The 17787-nt window shown below is 51.4% G+C and carries 18 protein-coding genes; 15 read left to right on the top strand and 3 right to left on the bottom strand.

Annotated features, from left to right (window positions below):
- The first annotated feature begins 5 nt into the window (after positions 1 to 5).
- The 5 genes from flhA (at position 6) to RGU75_RS21235 (ending at position 7267) form a co-directional block, all read left to right on the top strand.
- Entirely contained in the window at positions 6 to 2093 is a 2088-nt protein-coding gene (gene flhA, locus RGU75_RS21255) for a flagellar biosynthesis protein FlhA (protein WP_322240711.1), read from the top strand.
- The gene (gene flhF / locus RGU75_RS24010; RefSeq protein WP_416186836.1) at positions 2090 to 4894 is read left to right on the top strand and encodes a flagellar biosynthesis protein FlhF; all 2805 of its coding nucleotides are present in this window, start codon (positions 2090 to 2092) and stop codon (positions 4892 to 4894) included. Before flhA ends, flhF begins: the two co-directional genes overlap by 4 nt.
- A gap of 34 nt (positions 4895 to 4928) precedes the next feature.
- Positions 4929 to 5795 (top strand): flagellar biosynthesis protein FlhG, encoded by an 867-nt coding sequence (locus RGU75_RS21245; protein WP_322239412.1) that lies wholly within the window; start codon positions 4929 to 4931, stop codon positions 5793 to 5795.
- A gap of 118 nt (positions 5796 to 5913) precedes the next feature.
- Positions 5914 to 6672 (top strand): RNA polymerase sigma factor FliA, encoded by a 759-nt coding sequence (locus tag RGU75_RS21240; RefSeq protein ID WP_322239410.1) that lies wholly within the window; start codon positions 5914 to 5916, stop codon positions 6670 to 6672.
- 1 nt (position 6673) lies between these two features.
- Complete coding sequence (locus tag RGU75_RS21235) at positions 6674 to 7267, top strand: flagellar protein FlhE (RefSeq protein WP_322239408.1); 594 nt, start codon at positions 6674 to 6676, stop codon at positions 7265 to 7267.
- Between the two features lie 63 nt (positions 7268 to 7330).
- Here RGU75_RS21235 and RGU75_RS21230 read toward each other — a convergent pair whose 3' ends face one another.
- The 3 genes from RGU75_RS21230 to flgA form a co-directional block, all read right to left on the bottom strand.
- Positions 7331 to 7789, bottom strand: a complete 459-nt coding sequence (locus tag RGU75_RS21230) for a flagellar protein FlgN (RefSeq protein WP_322239405.1) — start codon at positions 7787 to 7789, stop codon at positions 7331 to 7333.
- A gap of 21 nt (positions 7790 to 7810) precedes the next feature.
- On the bottom strand, positions 7811 to 8167 hold the full coding sequence (flgM, locus tag RGU75_RS21225; RefSeq protein WP_322239403.1) for a flagellar biosynthesis anti-sigma factor FlgM: 357 nt from the start codon (positions 8165 to 8167) through the stop codon (positions 7811 to 7813).
- 183 nt (positions 8168 to 8350) lie between these two features.
- Entirely contained in the window at positions 8351 to 9070 is a 720-nt protein-coding gene (gene flgA, locus RGU75_RS21220; protein WP_322239401.1) for a flagellar basal body P-ring formation chaperone FlgA, read from the bottom strand.
- A gap of 124 nt (positions 9071 to 9194) precedes the next feature.
- Between flgA and RGU75_RS21215 the strand changes: the two genes are divergently transcribed.
- The 10 genes from RGU75_RS21215 (at position 9195) to flgJ (ending at position 17579) form a co-directional block, all read left to right on the top strand.
- Positions 9195 to 9329, top strand: a complete 135-nt coding sequence (locus RGU75_RS21215; RefSeq protein ID WP_322239399.1) for a hypothetical protein — start codon at positions 9195 to 9197, stop codon at positions 9327 to 9329.
- A gap of 273 nt (positions 9330 to 9602) precedes the next feature.
- A complete protein-coding gene (flgB, locus tag RGU75_RS21210; RefSeq protein ID WP_322239397.1) occupies positions 9603 to 10007 on the top strand; it encodes a flagellar basal body rod protein FlgB in 405 nt (134 codons plus the stop codon).
- A 113-nt stretch (positions 10008 to 10120) separates the two neighbouring features.
- Positions 10121 to 10516: a flagellar basal body rod protein FlgC gene (flgC, locus tag RGU75_RS21205; RefSeq protein WP_416186887.1), complete on the top strand. Its 396-nt coding sequence runs from the start codon at positions 10121 to 10123 to the stop codon at positions 10514 to 10516.
- Positions 10517 to 10682: 166 nt separating this feature from the next.
- Positions 10683 to 11345 carry a flagellar hook assembly protein FlgD gene (locus RGU75_RS21200; protein ID WP_322239393.1) on the top strand — a complete coding sequence of 221 codons (663 nt, stop codon included), beginning with the start codon at positions 10683 to 10685 and terminating at the stop codon, positions 11343 to 11345.
- A 99-nt stretch (positions 11346 to 11444) separates the two neighbouring features.
- Positions 11445 to 12734, top strand: a complete 1290-nt coding sequence (flgE, locus tag RGU75_RS21195) for a flagellar hook protein FlgE (RefSeq protein WP_322239391.1) — start codon at positions 11445 to 11447, stop codon at positions 12732 to 12734.
- 94 nt (positions 12735 to 12828) lie between these two features.
- Complete coding sequence (locus RGU75_RS21190) at positions 12829 to 13572, top strand: flagellar basal body rod protein FlgF (protein ID WP_322239389.1); 744 nt, start codon at positions 12829 to 12831, stop codon at positions 13570 to 13572.
- Positions 13573 to 13767: 195 nt separating this feature from the next.
- Positions 13768 to 14550 (top strand): flagellar basal-body rod protein FlgG, encoded by a 783-nt coding sequence (flgG, locus tag RGU75_RS21185; protein ID WP_322239387.1) that lies wholly within the window; start codon positions 13768 to 13770, stop codon positions 14548 to 14550.
- Positions 14550 to 15335 carry a flagellar basal body L-ring protein FlgH gene (locus tag RGU75_RS21180; RefSeq protein ID WP_322239385.1) on the top strand — a complete coding sequence of 262 codons (786 nt, stop codon included), beginning with the start codon at positions 14550 to 14552 and terminating at the stop codon, positions 15333 to 15335. Before flgG ends, RGU75_RS21180 begins: the two co-directional genes overlap by 1 nt.
- A 60-nt stretch (positions 15336 to 15395) precedes the next feature.
- Complete coding sequence (locus RGU75_RS21175; protein WP_322239383.1) at positions 15396 to 16514, top strand: flagellar basal body P-ring protein FlgI; 1119 nt, start codon at positions 15396 to 15398, stop codon at positions 16512 to 16514.
- 21 nt (positions 16515 to 16535) lie between these two features.
- Positions 16536 to 17579, top strand: a complete 1044-nt coding sequence (gene flgJ, locus RGU75_RS21170) for a flagellar assembly peptidoglycan hydrolase FlgJ (protein WP_322239381.1) — start codon at positions 16536 to 16538, stop codon at positions 17577 to 17579.
- Positions 17580 to 17787: the final 208 nt, after the last annotated feature.

Below are 17787 nucleotides of genomic sequence, written 5' to 3'. Positions count from 1 at the left end.
CTTTTATGCAACTACCAAAGTTGCTGTTAGCGGGCAATCAGATCAAAGGCATGGCCGGTCCTATTCTGATCATTCTGATTCTCGGCATGATGATTTTGCCGTTGCCGCCGTTTCTGCTGGATCTGCTATTTACTTTCAACATTGCGCTGTCAGTGATGGTGTTGCTGGTCAGCATGTACACAATGAAGGCGCTGGATTTTGCTGCTTTCCCGGCGATTTTGTTGTTTTCGACTTTGTTGCGGCTATCGCTCAACGTCGCTTCTACCCGCGTGGTTCTCATGGAAGGTCATAAAGGGCCAGATGCTGCGGGGAAGGTGATCGAAGCGTTTGGTCACTTTTTGGTTGGCGGTAATTTTGCGGTCGGCATCGTCGTGTTCATCATTTTAGTGCTGATCAATTTTATGGTCATCACAAAAGGTGCAGGCCGGATTGCCGAAGTGGGCGCACGGTTTACCCTTGACGCAATGCCGGGTAAGCAAATGGCGATTGATGCTGACCTGAATGCAGGACTGATTGGTGAGGATGTTGCACGTAAACGCCGCGCAGAAGTATCGCAAGAGGCTGATTTTTACGGTTCCATGGACGGTGCCAGCAAATTTGTGCGCGGTGATGCCATTGCCGGTTTGCTCATCATGTTGATCAATGTGATTGGCGGACTGGTGGTCGGCGTGGCGCAGCACGGATTGGATATATCAGTCGCTGCCAAGAGTTACACTTTGCTCACCATCGGCGACGGTCTGGTCGCCCAGATTCCGGCGCTGGTGATATCGACCGCTGCTGGTGTGATCGTCTCACGCGTGACTACCGATGAGAACGTTGGCGAGCAGTTGATGGGGCAATTGTTCTCCAATCCACAGGTAATGTATTTGACCGCGGGCATCATTGGCCTGATGGGATTGATTCCGGGTATGCCGCATTTCGCGTTTTTGGCGATTGCTGGTGGTCTGGTCTGGATTGGTCAGCGCGTCGCCCGACGCAAAGTAATGGCGGCGGATGCTGCCAATAGTCCCGCGTCTGCCGCGAACGCTGCCGCTGCTGCGGCTGCGGCGATGGAGCCAGCGGAGGCGACGTGGGACGATGTGGCGCTGATTGATCCGCTTGGACTTGAAGTTGGTTATCGATTGATTGCCATGGTGGATCGCACGCAAAATGGTGAACTACTCGGGCGCATCAAAAGTATTCGTAAAAAGTTTGCGCAGGACATCGGCTTTTTGGTCCCAGTCGTCCATATTCGAGACAACCTTGAACTCAAGCCCAATGCGTATGTGATTACTCTCAAAGGGGTTGAAATAGGCCATGGTGAAGCGATTCCGGGGCAATGGATGGCGATCAACCCAGGACAGGTCAGCGCGTCCTTGCCGGGTACGGCCACCGTCGATCCGGCTTTTGGGCTTCCCGCTTTCTGGATAGATAGCAATTTGCGTGAACAGGCGCAAATTTATGGCTACACAGTGGTCGATGCAAGCACGGTGATCGCGACACATCTGAACCATCTGATCCATGCGCACGCAGCCGAATTATTAGGACGGCAAGAAGTTCAGCAGCTATTGGATCGGATCAGCAAAGAAGCGCCCAAGCTCTGTGATGACTTGGTGCCAAAGGTCCTGTCACTGACGAATTTACAGAAAGTCTTGCAGAACTTGCTTGACGAAAGTGTTCCTATCCGTGATATGCGCTCCATTTTAGAAGTGTTGGCCGAACATGCGCCAGCGATCAGTGACGCTAACGAGTTGACGTCAATGACACGATTGGCGTTACGTCGTGCGATTACGCAGCAGTTGTTTCCCGGCGATAGCGAATTGCAGGTCATTGGTCTTGATGGGGCGCTTGATCGCATGTTGTTACAGGCGTTAAGCACCGGAAGCGGTCTTGAGCCTGGTCTGGCGGATAGTTTGCTGAGTCAGACGCAGGTGGCTATTGATCGCCAGCAACAACTTGGTCTGACGCCTGTTCTGGTGGTCCAGCATCCACTGCGTGCACTCTTGGCGCGCTTTTTAAGACGTAGCTTGCCGCAGCTAAAAGTGCTGTCGCATGCCGAAATTCCAGATAACCGCAATATCAAGGTTACTGCCACTATCGGAGGTAAAGGTTGAACGCCCTTAATGACATGACCGCAACCGATCAAGCGTTAATGGGCGAATCTGAGCGCATCTTGATGAGCAACTTAAAAACTGAATCAAAAGCTGAATCAGCAAGTCATTTAGCAGATTTTGTAGCATCCACACCGGTTAGCCAGGGAGGCAATATCACTGCCATCAGTAATGTCGTCAACACCACGACGATCACCGCAGCAACCAGTCGGGAGGCGCTACGTTTGGTGCGCGAAAAGCTAGGGCCGGATGCCGTGATTATTTCTAATCGTGTTACCCCACAAGGCGTAGAAATCGTGGCGTTTGTAGAGGGCGACGTTTTTGCGTCTGCTGTCTTGTCTGCGGTCGCACCGGCAATCATCCCGATGATTAGTACCACGCCATCAACGCCTTCTGAGCAGCTTGTTGCGCCGATCAACATTGCTGCGGTCCCACCGTTGCCTCAGCCATTGCTGCAAACACCAGTCATAAAAGTTGATGACAGTCCAACTAAAGACAGTGTATTAACCGAGTTACAGTCAATGCGCGGCATGATTGAGGAGCAACTGGCAGGTTTGGCATGGAACGAAAAGCAGCGTCGCGATCCCGTTCGCAGTCATTTATTACGCATGCTGCTGGGAGCGGGATTCAGTGCACGGCTGGCGAAGGCTATGCTGGATCATTTGCCGACGGGACGAAATTACGCTTCCGGTATGGCGTGGGTTAAAGCCGAGTTAGCACGTAATCTGCCAGTTCTCGAAGATGAAAATGCACTGCTGGATAATGGCGGCGTCTATGCGTTGATGGGGCCGACCGGCGTTGGCAAGACGACTACCACCGCAAAATTAGCGGCCCGCTGCGTAATGCGTTTCGGTCCTGAAAAGCTGGCATTGTTGACCACTGACACTTACCGAATCGGTGCTTACGAGCAGTTGCGTATTTATGGTCAGATTTTGGGTGTTTCGGTGCATGCGGTGAAGGATGCTGTGGACCTGCGGCTGGTCCTTGACGATTTGCGGGATAAACATATGGTGCTGATTGATACTGTGGGCAAAAGTCAGCGTGATCGTAGTGTCGCCGAACAGGTCGCGATGCTGTGCGGCACAGGCCATCCGGTTAAGCGTTTGTTGCTTCTCAATGCCAGCAGCCATGGCGATACCCTTAACGAAGTGGTACACGCGTACCGTCAAGATATCGATGGCGGCACATTAGCTGGATGCATATTCACAAAGATGGACGAAGCCACGCATCCAGGCGCATTGCTGGACACGGCCATACGCCACCGACTGCCGGTCCATTATGTTTCAACCGGCCAAAAAGTGCCTGAAAATCTGATCGTTGCCAATCGGTCTGAACTAGTCGAAAGTGTGTTTCAGTCCGCGAGTCGGAGTGCCTTATTTGTTCCCGGTGAGGCTGATCTGAAAAGTCCACTGACGCCGTTACCGGAGATCGCTCAAGCTGCCGCTTTGCAAGCCGCGGCGCACGAGGCCCAGACGGTATTACACACCGCAACTACGGAGCGCTTGCGCATGCAATGTCGGCAATTGATTCGGGCGCTATCCAATGACTCCGTAGCATTGAGAGCCAATGCAGCCGCTCTTGCCGCCGGTGGTATTGGTTTTGATGCGACACGAAGCCTGCGACGCCAACTGGACGATAAAGAGGTGAGCGCTACCGGTGTAACCCAGACATTGATGACACATGCCCGTCACGAAATTGCAGTCGGTTGTAACGAGGTGGTGCTGGCGATTGGTGGCAAAGTGACGCTAAATGCGGCGCATAGCGGCGATGCTTATATGTTGCATGGCGGTTTGCTGTTGTCGGATAGTACTGGTATGGCGCTTGCCGCGCCGCGTCAGATATTGACAACGGCTGTTCGCCAGAACCCTGTCACCGCGGAAAAAGCGTCAGCCAGTTCACCTGTTCTGCGGCAATTATCGTGGCTGCAACAACAGGATTTTGGCAAGCCTGTTATCCATGTTCTGGATAGCTTGCCCCCGTTCAGCTTGCTCATTGATCAGCAAAACAGCAGTTTGCAATGGTTGGCGCGGGGCCGCGCTTCTACTTCCGTCATCTTTGCTGATACGTTGATTTCTCTGACGAAGCTAGCTGATAAACTGCATTTTGGATCGTCGGAACCGATTATCTATAAAGGCAAAGCAGCGCTTCAATCCTTAGCAGAAATAACGGTTGGTCTACGCAATTTACAAAAAAAAGGCGATACGACTATTCATTGCCAAGTGATCACCGAGGTGCGTTGCGTGGTGACGAGGATCATCGATTTACGATCAGGTAAGAGTTTGGCGCAATGGCATTTGTTAAGCAATCTGGGGCAATCAGTAGCGGCCTCACAAATGATCGAGTGGTATCGCTGGCGTGTGGAAGCCGACACTTATTTCAAATTGTTGAAGCAGGCTATCCAGCAATCTGGTGGCTGCGGTGAGCCTGGTGATGCCGACATGATGAAGCGATTGCTCATCGCTGGTCAGACCAGCGTGACCGTATGGCGTTTGCAACGTGCGCAAGCGGAATGGGCCCCGTCGGCTCGTGCATTGTTAGCCCATCTGGCTGGAAGATCAATGCGCATGCGCATGGACGGGATCAGTCCGGTGTCGGCTGCCGTGTCAGGCACGGTGTTGCTCGAAGGGCTGGAAAAATGTTTGGTATTGATGGACGTTTTGGATACTGGCGTAGTGTCGCTACAAAATGCCGCAAAAGACATGCCGATAGAAAATCGTGAAAGTGCTGACTCTGGTGTAGTGGATATCGATCCAGCCATAGCTTTGATCAATATATCGGCAATTCCTGAGTCGGGGCTGCGGTGACGGCTGAGACCCGCCAACGCCAGCGGAGATTAGGATGATCCCAAAAATGTCCGATCAGGCCGATGGGTTGCGCGCGATGATGGCGCAGTCCTCTTCAACTAACGTCCAACGGATGATCGCCGTGGTAGGAAGCGGTCGTAAAAGTGGCGCGACCACGGTCGTGATGAATCTTGCCGCTGCACTGACACAACAAGGTCAGCACGTATTACTTATCGATGAATCTGTCCATCACACGCCGAGTCCTTCAGGCACAGCTTCTGCGATCTGGCAAGTTGACGCATTGGGTAACTGGAGCGACGTAGTGTCGGGACGGCTGTCTCTGGATGCGGCGGGTGGTCGTGCCGCTTGCGGCGTTCAGGTACTCATAGCACGGAGAGAGTTAGTATCAAAGGCGGTATCAGCGACTGGGTTACAGCAATTGCGCCAAGATCAGATTATCCTGATTGATGCCGCTTTAGGCGACGACGGTACGCTGTCGCCATTAGCATGTCAGGCCGATTATGTGATGGTGGTGTTGCAGCCACAACCGGCGTCCATTACGGCCGCTTATGCTTGTATCAAACGTCTTCACCATGCACACGCGCTTCAACAGGTACGGATAGTGCTGAATGGTGCTGCCAGCGATGCAGAGGCATCTCGCATTCTTACTAATCTTGCCGTTACCGGCAGTCGTTATCTGGCCGTATCGGTGGAACCGGCTGGTGCGGTGATGACTGACTTGCAGATTTTACACGCGCAGCAATTACATTTGACCGTGGTAGAGGCATTCAAAAGGAGCACCGCAGCCCTGACGTTTCGCCGGATAGCGGCTGACCTGATGCAATGGTCATCCAAGGTAAGGAGCGATGTGGCAAATGGAGACTCTTCACACCGCACAGCGATGCCGGAACTGCTTGCATGACCGAATGACCGAATGACTTTGGCACGTCAGCTAATGTGTGAGGGGCGTAGTCAGTGGCGATACCTAAAGTTTGGTACCAGCGTTAATTAAGAAGATAGGGAAGATAAGGAACATCGCAATGTATACAGCACAGGGGAGAATGGACAAGTCCGGGACGCTGACTAAATTTGCACCGTTGGTACGTCGTCTGGCCTTGCAGCTAATTGCCAAATTACCAGCCAGCGTTGAGCTTGATGACATGATACAAGCTGGTATGTTGGGCCTATTGGATGCCGCTAATCGTTACCAGGACAATCAGGGGGCGCAGTTTGAAACCTACGCTAGCCAGCGAATTCGTGGATCAATGCTTGACGAGTTGCGTGCCAACGATTGGCTCTCACGTGGGTTGCGACAGTCTGCGCGCAAGGTTGAGGTCGCCTTGCAAGGGCTTCAACAAAAACTTGCGCGGTCACCGACTGAAAGTGAAATCGCGCAGGCCATGGCGTTGTCACTGGAGGAATACCAACGACTATTGCAAGAGATTCATGGTTGTCAGTTGGTGTATTACGAAGACTTCGAAGGTGGCAGTAATGAGAATTCGTTTCTTGATCAGCAATTAAGCGGCGCGCATCATGAAAAAGATAAGCCGACCGACAATAGTGATCCTCTCCAGAAATTGCTGCAAAGCGGGCTGCGTAAGGTGCTGTTGGAGGCGATAGAAAGTATGCCTGATCGAGAGCGTCTTTTGCTGAGTTTATATTACGATCAGGAGCTAAATTTGCGGGAAATTGGCGCAGTACTTGAGGTAAGTCAGTCTCGCGTCTGCCAATTGCATAGTCAGGCTATCAGTCGTTTGCGTGGGCGCATGCGTGACACGATTGGGGCGGAGGTGGTTTGATATGCGTCAACAATACGAGAAAAAAAGCGTACATTCCGCGCATGGAAAATGGGCAAAGGCAGGCAGTGGAACGTGGCTTTTATTTTTTTTAATGGTGGGTTCTACGCCTGCTAACGCCACGGAAACCGCACCCGATGCGATACCTTTAGCGCGCTATTTACAGCGTTATGACACCGCGGCTAACGATCCGTTGAAGCGGTATAAATCAGGTGGAGATAGCCGATTTAAGGAGGCGTTAAACAAAAGGGTCAACGGTTCGTGGACCGGATCAATCTCACTACCGGCCATTTTCCAACGTGGTGAAGCAGTCGAGTCCGGTCAGATTAAGCCTTATGGAACTATCAAAAACAACGCTACAGCACGTAAAGTTAGTTGGCGGTACGCCTTCATGTCGCCGCCTCCAGTTGGATTACTAGCCTATTTATGTAATGCAACCCGATGTGTTGGCTTGAGCCGTGCGAGCGGGTCCACTGAAGCTTTTGATGGCGATAACGCCTATTCAAATTTTACGTTTGCTTTTGTGATCAGCGGGAGAGGGGCTTTGACACCAGGATTGCAGGGGCAATCGGGTCAGGTCACCATGAATTACGAATAACCACTTAATACTAACCGTGCCAATTGTGGTATCTGATATTAAGGGCCGATATAGGAGCGTGTTTCAGCCTGAAGCGAGGCTTTTACCAACTCCTCGCCCAACCCTGTGCTGTCCATCGGGACCGTACAGAGATTGTCCGCAGGCGCTTAAAAAATTAATTGCATTACGACTGAACTCCAGATGAGTATGGATCAGAATACCGTTTCGGTGATTCAGGTCGCGTGATGTCGCCGCGCATGACAACAGTCTCTGCCAAGCGCGTTGCAAGCCATCGCCGCCAGCCGCGGCTGCCGCATCTGCACCTGCGCGATTGGTCGGATAACCCAGTTCTTGCAATTGTTGCTCGCGCTCATGGTCAAGGACAGCGATACGATCAGCCAATTGTCCTTTGCGCTCTGTCAACAACGCCAAATCCGAGAATTTGCCACCGATCAAGGCTTGCGCCTCTTGCTCGAGTAACGCCAGAAACGCTTCCATAGCGGCGCGTTCCTCATCCATAAGGCTGATGTGATGTCTGCTCATAAAGTTACCAGGTGACCCAAATTATTGGTTCGGTTCGGCTGACGTTTTTAGTAAGTCCCTTACCGTGTCCAGCAGACCGTCAGCGATTTTGCCTGCATTTACCTGATAATGCCCTTCGCTGATAGCCTGACGGATTTTTTCCACCTTGGCAGCATCGAAATCGCCATTGCTTGGTTGCACCAGTTGATTTTGCAATTCACGCACCTGGTTTGTCAGCGAACTGGGGTTATTCGGTAGGCCGGAGGCGGTATCGACAACGTTGGTCGCTGTCGTAGCAGGGGGATTACTCCCCTGAACGCGACTATAGTTTGGCTTGTTGATGCCAGAGGCAGGGCTAACGATACTATTTGCCGAATTAATGGGTAGATTGATTTTCAAAATATTTCCTCAGAGGATCTCAACGGTATAACGGCAGTTGGTTGAAAAACTTTAGTCTGGTTGTTCGTGTAGGGAGCGAGATAGCTTTTTTATTGATGTTAAGTTGACAACTTATGCCATTGTCGATACTTTTGGGTTATCAACTTGATGTTTGCTATCCCACTATAGCGAATAGTCATTGGACTAATATAGTAAATCAACACTGCCGTCCGCGCGCACTTTACCGCTGACCATTTGGCCACTGACGGTCTTGACTTGTAGTCGGGAACCGATGGCTGCGCTAGTCATGGCGCGACCTTCGGTACTGGCGACAAATCCGGTTCCTGTTGCCATTACCTTGACGTTTTGTCCCGACTGTATAACGACCACGCCACGCAATAGTTCTGGTCGCACTGGCGCGCCCAACGCAATGCGATTGAGTGCGACCATGCCATTAATTTGTTCAACGTTAGTCAGAATATTGGGTGGCAGCATGGAGAGATCGCCTTCGTGCAAACTGAAGTCACCAGCGCGCAATGTTTCCCCCGCATTGATCGCACGGGTTGCGACAACATAATTGGCGATGACTGCGACATAGGCCGGCACGTAGCGTGTCCACGCCTGTTGCGCTTGAGGAGCGGGCGCATTGATCGACGTCGCGGCGACGGGTAAGACACCATTACAGCGGATGCCTACGGATACGCGGCCCCATACTTTTGCGCCGCTTGGTAAAAATGGCTCGGGCGCATCGCACGGCGGCAATGCGCCGGACATCGGGGTATCGACTGTAATAACAATTTTTCCGGGCAGCCCAGCAGCCTGATTTAACAAAAATGCCTTAATGATCGGCAGCGCATTACCGCTAAGCGGCGTAGCTCTTTGTGTACTAGCGTAAGAGTGATTCGCAACCAGAAGCATACTCATGACAGCAGCTAGCAGGTCCACGCTAAAGCGTAAAAGGACGCAAAGCTGCGTGCGGAATGATCGTGATTGCCGTCGATTTTGTCGATGCAGGTGCATTGATGCAGCCTCGCTCTGGGTAATATATTTGATTAAATCATCTGTTGATGGTGGTGCGCACGCCGGTGAAAACGGCACTTTTGCCGATTTTGGATCGGTGATCACTGGCGCACCAGTCAGTTGCCTTGATTTTACGGAATATTCGATTCGCACCAACCGTTGAAGAGGCAAGTGATCGCAGTCTTGTTTGGGTAATCGGGCTTACCTACGATCTAAAACGCATGCACGGACAAATGCATTGGTCCCTGCAAAGTGTGAATTGGATTGACATTCTCTTCTTGTTCTAGCGATTGGGATGGCGTCGCGCTACCTATAATTGTTTTCATCAAAAGGTCTAGGAAAATTACGCGATCTTATCGCGGTTGGTTTACTTGGATAGCCAAGATCGGAATGCACTCGGGATGTAGGCAGGGCGGTTAATTTATAGGATGGAAACATGGTCGACAGACTTGATAATGCACTTCGGTTTCAGCAGGAGGCGCTCAATTTGCGCGCTCGGCGGCAAGAGGTTTTGTCGGTCAATATCGCCCATGCAGACACGCCTAATTACAAAGCGCGCGATTTCGATTTCAGCAGCACGTTGACGCAGGCAGTTGAGCGTGGACGGCAATCTGAATCGCTTTCTATGACAACGACTTCTTCCCGGCATTTGGCAGGTGAGCAAACGCTTAGCAACGATACAGATTTACTGTATCGGATTCCCACCCAATCCAGTATCGATGGCAATACAGTAGAAATGGATGTTGAGCGTGTCAATTTTGCTGATAACGCGTTGCACTACGAATCTAGTCTGACCGTGATTAGTGCGCAAATTAAATCAATGCTATCGGCGGTGCAGTAATGTCTTATTGGAAGTACCAATAAGACGGTCGGCAAATGGCCGAAGTCATAAACTGACATAGAGATGTCAGCACCTAGTTACGAAAGGATAAGCACATGCCGTCGAATGTTTCCATGAGTATTTTCGATGTTGCTGGTTCTGCCATGAGCGCGCAATCGCAACGTATGAACGTCACCGCCAGCAATCTTGCCAATGCCGATAGCGTGAGCGGCCCCGACGGTAAACCTTACCGGGCCAAGCAAGTCATGTTTGAAGTCGCATCATCGAATCAAAGCGATATCGGTGGCGTCAAAGTTGCAGGTGTAGTGGAGGATCAGTCGCCCATGCGGATGGTGTACGACCCTAAAAATCCAATGGCCGCCGCAGATGGTTACGTCACAATGCCGAACGTCAATGTGGTCGAGGAAATGGTCAATATGATGTCGGCATCGCGGTCCTATCAAGCGAACGTGGAAGTCTTGAATACCGCAAAGACCATGATGCTAAAAACCCTGACGATCGGCCAATAAAGCAATAGCGAGATATCACTTGAAGCGAGCTCATCACGTAATACCAGATTACTTACTATCAGCTTATTTAGAACAGGACTATTTAGCCCAGCTCACGCAACTCAGAATAGTGCATTACGCGTTTTTTACGCGGTGCTTTCTTCTTCGTTCGATTCAGGAAAAATTTATGGCAATTACCGCAACAAATTCACTCGACGCTCAGTCTTCTGCAACGGCATCGCTAAACGGTACATCGACCGCTGACAGTGAACAACGCTTTCTTAAATTACTCGTCACGCAATTGAATAATCAGGACCCACTTAATCCGCTCGACAATGCCCAGCTTACCTCGCAATTAGCCCAGATGAGCACCGTCAGTGGGATCGAAAAACTCAATGCGACGCTGGATTCGCTGGTGAATCAAAGTGGGGCCAACCAGGCGCTACAAGCGGCGTCGTTGATCGGTCGGACGGTGTTGGTACCGGGTCAAGACATCAAATATGTAAGCGGTAGCGATACTAAATTTGGCGTAGAAATGCTGGGCTCTGCCGATAAGGTCAGTGTCAGCGTGACCAATGCCAAAGGTGATGTCGTGCGTACCTTTGATCTTGGCGCGCAGCCAATGGGAGTTACCAATATGGTGTGGGATGGCAAGAGCGATGCCGGAACGGAATTGGCGGATGGCAATTACACGATCAGTGTTGCAGGTACTTCTGGGGTCGACAAAGTCGCAGCAAATACGCTCACGTACGAGAATGTGGCCAGCGTTGTGCAGAGCGGCGGGTCGGTTTCGCTAGATGTGGGCAAGCCAGCCAAAGTCAGTTTGAGTGATGTTAAGTTGATTTTGTAATTGGGTCTGTCACCATCTTCATCGTGGTTCATGGCATAACGCCGGGTTAGCGATGGTAAAAAATTAGGTTGTTTACAATCAATCCGAAAAGGAAACACAATGGGTTTTGCACAGGGAGTAAGCGGCTTAAATGCCGCATCTAATAATCTCGATGTTATCGGCAATAACGTTGCCAACTCGGGGACCGTTGGATTTAAGACAGGTAGTGTTTTGTTCGCTGATGTCTATGCAGGTTCACGGGTCGGTCTGGGGACGCATGTTGCCGGTATTACGCAAAATTTCACGCAAGGTGCAGTTCAGACCAGCACACGAGCACTCGATATGGCGATCACGGGCGGGGATGGATTTTTTCGTCTGGCTAGTCCTAGTGGCGAAATATCCTATTCACGCAATGGCCAGTTCAATGTGGATAAAGATAACTATATCGTCAGCGCAAGCGGTCTGCGTCTGACTGGCTATCCTGTCACCGCCAGCGGTACTTTGAGTGGTGGCAATCCAACGGCGCTACAGATACCGCAAGTTGCCATGGCACCAAAATCGACTACCGCTATTGTGTCGCAATTCAATTTGGATTCGCGCAGTGCGGTCCCGATCAAAACACCATTCGACGCTACGGATTCGACGACTTACAACTATCCCAATGCGACAACGGTGTTTGATTCGCTCGGTAACTCACACGAAATTTCAACCTATTTTGTTAAAACTGGTGCTAACGCGTGGAGTATGTACGCCACGGCCGACGGCTGGCCGCTAGATGCTAACGGTGCAAAAGTGGCGCCTGACGCCACTGATGCGACCAAGCCATCAAGCGGTGGTGCCGCACTGAGTGCCATTGCCTTTGACACTAACGGAAAACTAGCCGTTGATGCAGCGGGCCAACCGACTAGCCCGGCTGGTGGGAAAATAAATTTTGCAGGTCTGGATTTCGGTAACGGGTCAACCCCATTAGCGTTCAGCATGGATATCACTAGCACTAGTCAGTTTGGGAATGTCAGTGAGGCCAAAAACCAGAATCAAAATGGCTACACTTCGGGTACGTTGACCGCTTTTGCGATTAATCCGGACGGTACGGTTACCGGCAAATATTCAAATGAGCAAACCAAGTCACTGGGGCAAATCGTATTGAGCGCATTTGCCAACCCTGATGGCTTGGTGCCTACTGGCGACAATGGCTATTCGGAAACTGCTGCCTCCGGTCAGCCGCTGACTGGCGCGCCAGGTGTCGGTAGCAAAGTAGGAGCATTACGTTCCGGCGCGCTGGAAGCATCTAATGTTGACTTGACTAGCGAGCTGGTGAATATGATCATTGCACAGCGCACATATCAAGCCAATGCACAAACAGTCAAGACGCAAGATCAGGTCATGCAGACCTTGGTGAGCATGCGCTAATGAAGTTGCCATCACTACACCTGCTGACGTTTGATTCATGCTGTCATCACTGGTCTGATGAACTCCGCGCAGCGCAATGTAAAGAGAGTGCATCATGGATCGGATGATTTATGTCGCCATGAGCGGCGCCAAGCAAACTATGGAGCAACAAGCTTCCATAGCGAACAATATGGCGAACGTCTCAACTGCCGGTTTTCGGGCGCAACTCAACAACTTCCGCGCGGTGCCGGTAGTCGGCGAAGGTGCGGCAACCAGGTCGTTTGTAGTGGCATCAACGCCTGGAGCCGATATGCGCAATGGTCCGATTACAGAAACTGGTCGCGCATTGGACGTCGCCATCAATGGCAATGGCTGGTTAGCAGTACAAGCATCCGATGGCGGGGAGGCGTATACACGCGTCGGCAATCTTCAGGTTGGCGCTGGCGGTGAATTGACTACCATGGATCAACGACCTGTGATCGGCGACGCCGGTCCGCTGGTCGTGCCACCGGGTTCGACTGTCAGCATTACCAAAGATGGATTGATTACCGCTATGGGGGCGGGCGATCCGATCACTGGCGCAGCGGGAGTTGGTCGGTTGAAATTGGTTAAGCCATCCAACGCAGATTTAGTGCGCGGCGATGATGGCTTGTTTCGTATGCGTGACGGGATGGCTGCCGCAGAAGCTGATCCAACGGTAACTGTTACCTCGGGTGCGATAGAAGGCAGCAACGTGAATCCGGTCGAAGTGATGGTTGACATGATCAACAATGCACGACAGTTTGAGATGCAGATGAAAGTAGTGCAGAGCGCCGATACGAACGATCAACATGCCAATCAATTGCTGAGCATGAGTTGAGGTTGAGTTGTGGTTGAGGCTTAAGCTGAATCTGAGTCTCATCGTTTCGCTTGAATACAGGCTGAATAGTTATGCAATTTTGCCACGTTTGATTGTTCCGATCTGGATTGAACATTTCACAGTTCCGGTGACTAGCTAGCCAGTCTTTCCCGAGAATATTTGATTACGGCTTCGGCCACCTTGCAGGAGTTTTAGATGTTGCGTTCCCTTTCGATTGCTAAAACCGGTCTTGACGCTCAACAGACCAACCTCGACGTCATTTCCAACAATCTTGCCAACGTCAGCACTACAGGATTTAAACGTAGTCGTGCTGTATTTGAAGATCTGATGTATCAAAACCTGCGCCAGGCGGGTGGACAGACGTCGGATCAGACGCGCATGCCGTCGGGTTTGCAGGTCGGCTCCGGTGTGCGTGTGGTGGCCACTGAAAGAATCCATACGCAGGGCAATCCGACCAAGACCGATAACGCTAAGGATATCGCGATCAACGGCGATGGCTTTTTTCAGGTCTTGATGCCAGACGGTACAACAGCTTATACCCGCGATGGCTCGTTTCAAACTGACCAGAACGGTCAATTGGTAACAGCCAGCGGTTTTCCGATGCAACCAGCAATTATTTTGCCGCAAAACGCTACTAGTATGTCGATTGGTCGTGACGGCACTGTTTCGGTCACGCAACCGGGCAACACCGCTGCTGTACAGGTGGGACAAATCCAGTTAGCGACATTTCTGAATCCGACCGGCTTACAAAGTCAGGGCGAAAATTTGTACATTGAAACCGATGCTTCTGGAGGTCCTAATCAAACCGCGCCGGCCCAAAATGGCGGTGGAACGCTCAGTCAGGGATACGTTGAAGGCTCCAACGTCAACGTGGTGGAAGAGCTGGTAAACATGATTCAGACTCAGCGCTCATATGAAATCAATAGCAAGGCCGTGACTACATCAGATCAAATGTTACAAAAACTGACGCAGTTGTGATGATGGAAGTGGTTAACGCTGGTCTGGATCGGTTGGCAGGAAAATATAGCCGTACGCGTGAGATTGCCTGCGAGGCGAAAAATACGCACAACTGCACTGATAAGCATAGCAATTTGCACATCAGGTTGGCGGGTGTAATCGTTCTACTTACTGCGCAATTGGCTGGTTGTGCGCAAATCCCGCGTGAGCCGTTGATACAACAGCCGATGTCTGCACGTGCCGAAGTCCGTCCGGTAGCGCCAGTGAATGGCTCTATTTTTCAATCCGGCTACGGATCACAAGCTTTATTCGAAGACAGAAGACCGCGTAATGTCGGCGATATTTTGACGATTGTTGTCAATGAAAACGTCAATGCCACAAAGAATTCCGGTACCAATGCCAGTCGTACCGGTAGCGCTAGTTCCGCGATCACTGCAGTTCCCAAACTATTTGGTGGCTTGTTCGGTGGTCTTGATGCCGGAGCCGATGGAAAGAGTGCATTGGTGGCGAAGGGCGGTGCTAATGCGGCCAATACCTTCAACGGTGTAATTACGGTGACCGTGACTGAAGTCCTGGGTAATGGCAATTTAATAGTCAGCGGCGAGAAGCAAATGATGATTAATCAAGGGACTGAGTTCATCCGTTTTTCTGGCGTAGTCAATCCGCGTACCGTTACTGGCAGCAATACGGTATCGTCCAATCAAGTCGCTGATGCACGTATTGAATATAGTGCAAAGGGCTATATCGACGAAGCGCAGAACATGGGATGGCTGCAACGTTTCTTCCTCAATGTCTTACCGTTCTGAGTTAGCGCTCCCAATATGTATCCTAAGCAGCTTACCGACTACTGTTCCTTACCGATTCTAATGCGCGTGAGTAAGACTTGTGCGGCTTTATTTGTCAGCATTCTTTTCTGTGCATTCCTCAGTCCACTGCCAGCACAAGCAGAGCGCTTGAAAGAACTTGTTAACATTCAAGGCGTTCGTGACAATCCGTTGATTGGTTACGGATTGATGGTTGGCCTGGATGGCACAGGCGATCAAACGCAGCAAACGCCATTTACTACGCAGAGCCTAAGCAATATGTTGTCGCAATTGGGGATTTCGGTCACTGCGGGCAATAATATGCAGCTAAAAAATGTTGCGGCAGTCATGGTAACGGCGAGTCTGCCTTCATTCGCCCAGCCCGGTCAGAATATCGATGTCACCGTGTCGTCGCTGGGCAATGCCAAGAGCCTGCGCGGAGGCACTTTGTTAATGACGCCTTTGAAAGGTGCTGATGGCATGGTCTACGCGGTAGCGCAAGGCAATATGGTGGTCGGCGGGGCTGGTGCGTCCGCCAATGGCAGCAGAGTGCAGGTGAATCAACTTGGGTCTGGTCGGATTCCCTCGGGCGCGGTTATCGAGCGGGCGGTAGTGTCGCCGATCGGTGAAGCCGGAACGTTCATACTGGAGCTGAACGTTTCAGATTTCGGCACTGCGCAAAAAACGGTAAATGCGATCAATCGCACTTTTGGTGAGGGCACTGCGCAGGCGCTGAACGCACGGGTGATTCGCGTTCTCGGTCCGACGCAACCTGAAGAGCGAGTTGGCTTTTTAGCCCAGATTGAAGATATTGATGTCACGCCGGCTAAAGCGCCGGCCAAAGTTGTCATCAACGCGCGTACTGGATCGGTGGTGATGAATCAAACTGTACGGGTACTTGATTGCGCCGTCGCACACGGCAACTTATCGGTCGTGATCAACACGCAGCCAGTGATCAGTCAACCGAATGCCTTTGCCGGAGGCAATACCGTTGTCGCACAAACCTCGCAAATTGAATTAAATCAAGGCGGTGGCGCTTTACAAGTCGTTCGTGGCGGCGCATCGCTGGCGGACGTGGTGCGCGGTTTAAATACATTGGGTGCTAATCCACAGGATTTGGTATCGATTTTGCAGGCAATGAAAGCGGCTGGTGCATTACGTGCCGAGTTGGAAGTTATTTAGTGAACGAATATTGAAGGCGATATGAACGTCCTTGCATCTCCAGGTAATCTTCCCATCGGTTCCACAGCAGCCAACGCTACCAGTCCGGCCATCCCCGGTAATCGCAGTGGCGATCTGGATCAACGCTTTGCGCTTGATGTGCAGGGCGTGGACGTCTTACGCCGGACTAACAAGAATTCACCAGCCGAAGGCATCAAGCAGGTATCGCGTCAGTTTGAGGCAATGTTCATGCAGATGGTGTTGAAGAGCATGCGTGACGCGACACCCTCCGATGGACCGTTCGATAGCCAGCAAACAAAAACTTACACCTCAATGCTGGATCAACAATTGTCCCAGAATTTATCAGGTCGTGGACTTGGTCTGGCTGAGGCCATGGCTGCTCAACTGACGCGAGACGCAAATCAGCGTGCGCAGCCACCGGATGGGTCGCAGAATCAGACCGGACCAGCTCCGCTCATGCCATTATCGCCAAAGCAATCTCTCTATTTGCTGCAAGATGCGCAACAGTTATCTCAACTCGGATTGCAGCAAGCGGTCGCTATACCCAATTTGTCCTTTTATGAGGCCGCGTCGGGCAAATCAGCTCGTCCGGCGAATGCGGGCAGCACCTCACAAGCAACCATTCAACAATTTGTCAGTAATATGGCGGTGCCAGCGCAGGCTGCCAGTCAAGCCACAGGCCTGCCATCGCAATTGATTCTGGCGCAGGCGGCATTGGAGTCGGGTTGGGGGCGGCGTGAAGTCAAAGCTGACGACGGTACGCAAAGCTACAACTTATTCGGTATCAAAGCCGGTAAAAACTGGACGGGTCCAGTGGTAGAAGCTGCTACTACTGAATACGTTAATGGCGCGGCCCAACATACCCGCGCGACGTTTCGGGCTTATGGATCGTACCAGGAAGCATTTACGGATTACGCCAATTTTTTGGCGAGTAATCCACGCTACGCGAATGTATTGGCAACACGTGATCCTGCAGCCGCAGCATATGGATTACAGCGCGCGGGATATGCGACAGATCCGCAATACGGGGATAAACTGGTCCGTATTATGCAGCAGATAAGTTGATTCAATTTTGGACGTTCGGGCATTTGTAAAAGTAATGCATGGCCGCCAGTGTTCAACGTTTGCTGCAACCAAGCGATGGCAGCAACGATCACGCAACACAGATTAAGCAAAATAATGCTGTTTCTGGCCTTCAGGTATTTGCCGCAACAGCCGTTATATCCAATATAAGTTGTGTACTCAAAGCAGTTACTTGATTTTTTCAGGATGG

The sequence above is a fragment of the Glaciimonas sp. CA11.2 genome, assembly GCF_034314045.1.
In the GTDB taxonomy this organism is placed as follows: domain Bacteria; phylum Pseudomonadota; class Gammaproteobacteria; order Burkholderiales; family Burkholderiaceae_D; genus Glaciimonas.
Note: the sequence above shows the minus strand (reverse complement) of the source record. Positions and strands in the feature narration are given on the sequence as shown.

What these genes read in the sequence shown, in the direction of transcription:
- flhA (WP_322240711.1), top strand. Translation starts at nt 6, where the DNA reads ATGCAACTACCAAAGTTGCTGTTAGCGGGCAATCAGATCAAAGGCATG.
- RGU75_RS21245 (WP_322239412.1), top strand. Translation starts at nt 4,929, where the DNA reads ATGATCCCAAAAATGTCCGATCAGGCCGATGGGTTGCGCGCGATGATG.
- RGU75_RS21240 (WP_322239410.1), top strand. Translation starts at nt 5,914, where the DNA reads ATGTATACAGCACAGGGGAGAATGGACAAGTCCGGGACGCTGACTAAA.
- RGU75_RS21235 (WP_322239408.1), top strand. Translation starts at nt 6,674, where the DNA reads ATGCGTCAACAATACGAGAAAAAAAGCGTACATTCCGCGCATGGAAAA.
- RGU75_RS21230 (WP_322239405.1), bottom strand. Translation starts at nt 7,789, where the DNA reads ATGAGCAGACATCACATCAGCCTTATGGATGAGGAACGCGCCGCTATG.
- flgA (WP_322239401.1), bottom strand. Translation starts at nt 9,070, where the DNA reads ATGAGTATGCTTCTGGTTGCGAATCACTCTTACGCTAGTACACAAAGA.
- flgB (WP_322239397.1), top strand. Translation starts at nt 9,603, where the DNA reads ATGGTCGACAGACTTGATAATGCACTTCGGTTTCAGCAGGAGGCGCTC.
- flgC (WP_416186887.1), top strand. Translation starts at nt 10,121, where the DNA reads ATGAGTATTTTCGATGTTGCTGGTTCTGCCATGAGCGCGCAATCGCAA.
- RGU75_RS21200 (WP_322239393.1), top strand. Translation starts at nt 10,683, where the DNA reads ATGGCAATTACCGCAACAAATTCACTCGACGCTCAGTCTTCTGCAACG.
- flgE (WP_322239391.1), top strand. Translation starts at nt 11,445, where the DNA reads ATGGGTTTTGCACAGGGAGTAAGCGGCTTAAATGCCGCATCTAATAAT.
- RGU75_RS21190 (WP_322239389.1), top strand. Translation starts at nt 12,829, where the DNA reads ATGGATCGGATGATTTATGTCGCCATGAGCGGCGCCAAGCAAACTATG.
- flgG (WP_322239387.1), top strand. Translation starts at nt 13,768, where the DNA reads ATGTTGCGTTCCCTTTCGATTGCTAAAACCGGTCTTGACGCTCAACAG.
- RGU75_RS21180 (WP_322239385.1), top strand. Translation starts at nt 14,550, where the DNA reads ATGATGGAAGTGGTTAACGCTGGTCTGGATCGGTTGGCAGGAAAATAT.
- RGU75_RS21175 (WP_322239383.1), top strand. Translation starts at nt 15,396, where the DNA reads ATGCGCGTGAGTAAGACTTGTGCGGCTTTATTTGTCAGCATTCTTTTC.
- flgJ (WP_322239381.1), top strand. Translation starts at nt 16,536, where the DNA reads ATGAACGTCCTTGCATCTCCAGGTAATCTTCCCATCGGTTCCACAGCA.